Origin of the sequence: Ligilactobacillus sp. 110_WCHN (genome assembly GCF_030518115.1) — a bacterium.
Lineage (GTDB): Bacteria > Bacillota > Bacilli > Lactobacillales > Lactobacillaceae > Ligilactobacillus > Ligilactobacillus aviarius_C.
Map to the genome: position 1 here is coordinate 1 of NZ_JAULLI010000035.1, position 5,267 is coordinate 5,267.

Below are 5,267 nucleotides of genomic sequence, written 5' to 3' on the forward strand. Positions count from 1 at the left end.
CTATTATTTATTGATAAAAATTAAATAATTTCTTGATATAGCTTGACTCTTGGTAGAAAAATAAACTCCCACCGCCAATGCAGTGAAAGCTTTTTTTATTGTTAAGAACCATGGTCATATAACTTAAACTTTGTGTCAATTGCTAATATATAAAATATATTTTTATTCATCTTCCCAATGACTCTTCCTAAGCTAGATAACCTAAAAACCCAAAAATCTTTATTACATTCACTTTCTCGTGTGTCTTTGAACACATTATGAATTCTTAATCCCGTTATTTCATCATTAGGTATCTTTTCTAAACCTACCTCTTTTGTTCTATTTAACACCGCAGTTACATCTTCTTGAGATAAGTTTTCAATTCTTTCAATTAATTTAGACTTAACTTTTTTGTCACATTTAGTCAGATTATAAGCTTTATCAGCTGTTAAAAATGAAAAATTAAATGTTAATCTTTGGTCCTGATATTTTCTTATTACTATTTTATCTTCTGAAGACTCTGTATCATGTATTTTTAACTTTTTGTTCACTATTCTTCACTCACAATTTTTGAAAAGTAATTTTTCATTTTTTCTTCAGTAATAACTTCACTTTGTTTTGTCTCTTGCCATGGAGATTCATTGTGAGTTTTTCTCATTAACTGCGAAGCAGACATATCTCCATACGCTTCCCATACAGCATTTAATACTTCGCTAGCTTCAGCGTCTTTAGATAATTCGTTATAGTCCTCAATATCTGAATCAGTAATCTCACCTAATATTTCACGCTGTCCATAATATTTTTGATGAACTTCAACAACTGCTGGACCATATTTCCAGGCTACAATATTATTTGAAAACATTTTTTTATTAAGATATGCAAGGCTAACTCCTTGAATATAGTATAGGAGTTTCATCGCTTTCATTTGAGTTAATACTTCGGCATAATCACTTTGTCTTAATTCTGCATTATTTTTTACACGTAACCAATTAACTATTTTGAAAACATCATACATAATCATACCCTCCAATACTTCATAAATATTCTAACAATTTAAACATGAACTTTAAATTCCCAAATCTTGTGTTTAATTAAATTTATCCCTACATCTTGTATATACACAAAAATAGGGACGTACCAATTATGGCACGCTCCTAATTAATTTGATATTCAATTAACGCTAATATGATAACGTTTCGCCAACATAAATCAAGTTGGCGTTGTTGATTCCATTCTTGTTTACTAAGTATGAAACTGAAACACCTAACCGCCGAGCAATGCCACTTAATGTATCACCACTTTGAACAGTGTAAGTCCGGTTTGAATATACTTGTCGAGTTCCGTACTCTTCTCCGCCCATTTTACCCATGGCAACATAGTGGTAAGTACCTGAATAGCTCATGTACCGAGCCCAAGCATAACCGCCACGAATATAAACGTGGTCATAAACCAAGCTTTCATCTGGTGCATATGAACCAACGATACTTGCCGAAGTGCTTGGAGCTATCCGAATGTTTAGCGCGGTGTTCGCTGTGAACGTGCCACGTTGTGCATAATCTTCATTCGATGAACCGCCGTCAGCCGTCATGTTGCTGTTGCTTGCTGGCTTGTTTGTTGCATGTTGCGTGTCAACGTGGTGTGTGTCAGCATTGCTAATAACAGCATTCTTATTCAAGCCACCGGTATAGTAGTTATCGTAAAGCTGACTAGCGTCAAAATTACCGTAACTATCTTTGAAATGTTGCTTGTCCGTGAATTGCCAAGCATGACCTTTCGTATACCGGTCAACAGTTAAATTGAATGGATAATTTGCAATCCAACCCATGTATTTCCATGGGATAACAGTATCCCCGAAACTCGACATTGAATATACGTCGAACCGATACCCAGCACTTTCGACAATCTGCTTCATGGCTTCGATTGCTAAACTGTTGACATAAGTACCTAAGCCACGTTGCTGTGAACTTTCAATGTCAGCGCACAATACAGCGTTTGTTGGCAAACCGTCTTGTCTTGCAACTTGTACGGCGTATTCTGCTTCTGCTTTGGCGCTAGCTACATCGGTATAACGACAGAAGTAGTAGCCATTAATATACAGCCCTGCTTGTTGAGCAGTCTTAATATTCCCTGCTGCGTAAGGGTCTGCGTAATAGTTGCCTTCACTGATTTTAGTTGTAATTGCTTTAACACCATAATTATTCCGCATACTTTGAAATTCTGCTAAAGTAAATGCCCCATTATGATTACTCAAATCAATCATATCAACTCGTGCAGCTTCAACTTTAGGCGGTTCGATATGGTTAGCTAGCCCCGCACCAACCGTCAAACCGGCTAACATCGCTGTACCGATGATAAGTTTATTTTTCTTCATATCCCGGAACTCCTTTCATTAATTCTGGAATAATATTCCCGTCTTTATCACACATTTCGCTTAACTTGTATACTTTTTCTTTTGGCTTTTCTGCAACTGGTTTAGTGTCAGAAACTGCTGGCGCTTTGTAAACTGACTCAATATCGTGTTTTAATTCGCAATAAGCATGTTCGACACAACTTCCAAGCAATTCTTCGTTTTGTTTGCTAAACCCTGCATGTTCTAGCATGTCTTGGAGTTTGTTGATTGCGTATTGTTTCTTATCCAATAACTTATCAGTAACTCCTGCTTTTTCAGCAACAACTACTGCGTCTTGTGCGAATTGTCCCAACGCTTGGAGTAAACTTTTATCAGGAATATACTTCTTGATTAAATTAGCTACATATCCACAAATGACAGGTGTCAACACTCCTGCCACCGCAACAATAATTTGCGTGATTGTATTAGTCATCTTTATCCTCCTCTTCTTTTTCTAAGATTTTCAAACGAGCTTCGTGATCGACTACGTGATCGTTGATTCGTTCCATTTTATTAGATACATCTTCGATTGATTTCTGATGGCTTGTTAATTGGAACTTCAACGAATCAATGACTTTACTTAATTTATCAATGCTTTCGTTGAGCGGTTTAGAATTTTTAGCAAAGTTATCGTTGACAGTATGGACTAACCAGCCGATAAAGACTCCACACACTACTGAAAAAACTGTCATGATACTTGCTAACTCATCCCAACCGAATCCTAAAACATGATGTGGCATTTTTCTCACCTCCGTTTCTTTAACGCAAACAAAATGGATATGTTATAATTTAAATATCACTTTACACATAAAAACCGGCCTGCTATTGCAAGTCGGTTTTTGTGTGTTATAATTTAGTTGTGATTAAGATTGTTTCGATAATTCGTCGAGACGAAAAAAAGACTTGCCTCCTCAGCAAGTCTCTTTTTTTACCATTTTTTGATTTTATTGTTGTTGGCAAAATCACTTCCTATTGTGTTTATCAAGCCATCTCTTAAACAACTCGGTTGCAATATTCACTGCAAAAGGAACAACAAATGTGATTAAGATTGTTCTCCAATCCATTTCGACTACCCTCCTTTCTTTCAGAGGGATAAATCTATTATAACTTCCTATCTATATTAACGAAATAGGAAGTTAAATTTCACACCTGATTAATTAACTATTTTGTCTGCAATGTCGCAATCTGTTGAGTCAACGCTACGATTTGTGACTGCATTTGTTGAATATCACTAGAATTATCTTCAGGAGCCGGGCGATAATCACTAGCAGTAGCTCCTTTTTCGAGCTGCGGACATGCGAGATATAGATACCCTGTTCCAACACCTTGATAAGAGCCACTACCACTCCACGATACATTGGGTTCAAATCTAATAGATTGAGTCCCATCATTTTTATTTGGCGTGTCCTCTGTAAATTTAAATGTTATGCTAATTTGTTCCCAACTATCACTATTAACCTTTGAAATATCTGGCATTCCACCTGTTGCATCGGCAGCAGTGCAATAAAAACGAATATCACCCTTTCTTAATTTGATTGATCCATCAATCTTAGCATAACAGCTAAAGGTGTAGTAATCGTTTGTATTGTATAAACCTCGTTGGTATAGATCGTAAGCATCATAAGCCCCAATCGCTTTATACCATGCTTGATTTACCTTTCCAACCGGACACCCCATGAATGTCATATTAGCGTTGTTCATATTTTTATAAATCCAGCAAGAACCATTACCACTTCTTGAGTCTAATAATAGATTTCGACCCCCAATAGGTTGTTGCAATTTAGTTAGTGCTTGATTTGCCAAGCTTGAGGCAGCACTTGCTAAGGTTGAAGCAGCATTAGCAGTCGTTACTGCACCGTTAGCAGTTTTAATTGCATTTTGAGCGTCCGAACTAGCTTGTTGAGCTTGCTTAATCATCGAATCTTTCAGATTGTCAACATATGTTTGGAAGTCACTTTCAATCGTTTGCAACTTACTTTCTGCTTGATTTTCAACGTACTGTTGTAATTCATTCTTAAAACTGTCTAAACTCATTGTTGGAATCTGTGTCCCAGTCACTGTCATTGCGCTATCTGTGATATTAAATGAACAAAATCCGGTATCAGGGAAGATTTGTTCTTCATTTGTTTTAGAATCAGTAACCACTAATTCTACTTGATATGTTCCGGGAACTAAGTCAACTAAATCTTTGGTGTTTAATTGGAAGATATATCCGCCAACTGCTACTGTGGCACTGACCGACTTTAAGAATCCCATTTCATTTTTAATTCTGAAAATAGGTGTTGCATCATCGGCAGTCACACTAAATGGCTGATTGTCTTCAAACGCATTGAAAGGAATGATTGTCCCAGTATCATTGACCTTAAAACTTGAAGATTGGTCTAAAAGATTTAATTTCTTCATGCTGTATCCTTTCTGCCTCCCACCCACCTCTTAGTCTTAATAAAAAAATTATTGATTTGCTACTGGTGTACCAGTTGAAGCTTCGCCTAAATCAGGTACAGTTGAATCGCTTGGCGTAGTTGTATCCGGTGTGGCCGGTTTAGCATATTTACCCACTCCTGCAATTTCGTCTGCTTGGTCAGCGGTGATCCAACCGCAATTTACGTAAATATCCAATTGGTCACGTGATGTGTAGCAACCCCAGTCCCATTGTTCCTTAATCATTTCGTACCAGTTAACCATGTCTAATTTGCTCCTTTCAATTTATTAGAAATCGTTTGTTGTTGTGCCTGAACTAATGAAGTCAAGCCTGTAATTTGTTGATTTAATTGACTAACCATCATCGTTAAATTGGTGATTTGCTTCTGTGCCGTAGACGGTGGAATTTTAATGTCGTTATGACTTTTGGCATAATCGTCACTTTCTTCAAGCGTGGCCGAAACCAAGTTCCCTGAAG

The 5,267-nt window shown here is 36.9% G+C and carries 8 protein-coding genes; all 8 read right to left on the reverse strand.

Going from position 1 to position 5,267, the window contains the following annotated elements; translation table 11 throughout:
• Nucleotides 1–101 precede the first annotated feature (101 nt).
• Nucleotides 102–530, reverse strand: coding sequence for a hypothetical protein (locus Q3C15_RS08440; RefSeq protein WP_302704951.1), 429 nt, complete (start codon nucleotides 528–530; stop codon nucleotides 102–104).
• Nucleotides 530–994 carry a Panacea domain-containing protein gene (locus Q3C15_RS08445; RefSeq protein WP_302704952.1) on the reverse strand — a complete coding sequence of 155 codons (465 nt, stop codon included), beginning with the start codon at nucleotides 992–994 and terminating at the stop codon, nucleotides 530–532. The genes Q3C15_RS08440 and Q3C15_RS08445 overlap by 1 nt, the downstream gene beginning before the upstream one ends.
• A gap of 165 nt (nucleotides 995–1,159) precedes the next feature.
• The gene (locus Q3C15_RS08450) at nucleotides 1,160–2,350 is read right to left on the reverse strand and encodes a GH25 family lysozyme (RefSeq protein ID WP_302704953.1); all 1,191 of its coding nucleotides are present in this window, start codon (nucleotides 2,348–2,350) and stop codon (nucleotides 1,160–1,162) included.
• Complete coding sequence (locus Q3C15_RS08455) at nucleotides 2,337–2,801, reverse strand: phage holin (protein ID WP_302704954.1); 465 nt, start codon at nucleotides 2,799–2,801, stop codon at nucleotides 2,337–2,339. Before Q3C15_RS08455 ends, Q3C15_RS08450 begins: the two co-directional genes overlap by 14 nt.
• Nucleotides 2,794–3,108, reverse strand: a complete 315-nt coding sequence (locus tag Q3C15_RS08460; RefSeq protein WP_302704711.1) for a hypothetical protein — start codon at nucleotides 3,106–3,108, stop codon at nucleotides 2,794–2,796. Before Q3C15_RS08460 ends, Q3C15_RS08455 begins: the two co-directional genes overlap by 8 nt.
• A 421-nt stretch (nucleotides 3,109–3,529) precedes the next feature.
• On the reverse strand, nucleotides 3,530–4,771 hold the full coding sequence (locus tag Q3C15_RS08465; RefSeq protein ID WP_302704955.1) for a hypothetical protein: 1,242 nt from the start codon (nucleotides 4,769–4,771) through the stop codon (nucleotides 3,530–3,532).
• A gap of 48 nt (nucleotides 4,772–4,819) precedes the next feature.
• Nucleotides 4,820–5,053 carry an XkdX family protein gene (locus Q3C15_RS08470; RefSeq protein ID WP_302704956.1) on the reverse strand — a complete coding sequence of 78 codons (234 nt, stop codon included), beginning with the start codon at nucleotides 5,051–5,053 and terminating at the stop codon, nucleotides 4,820–4,822.
• 2 nt (nucleotides 5,054–5,055) lie between these two features.
• The coding region (locus Q3C15_RS08475) for a hypothetical protein (protein WP_302704957.1) at nucleotides 5,056–5,267 on the reverse strand (212 nt) is incomplete at its 5' end.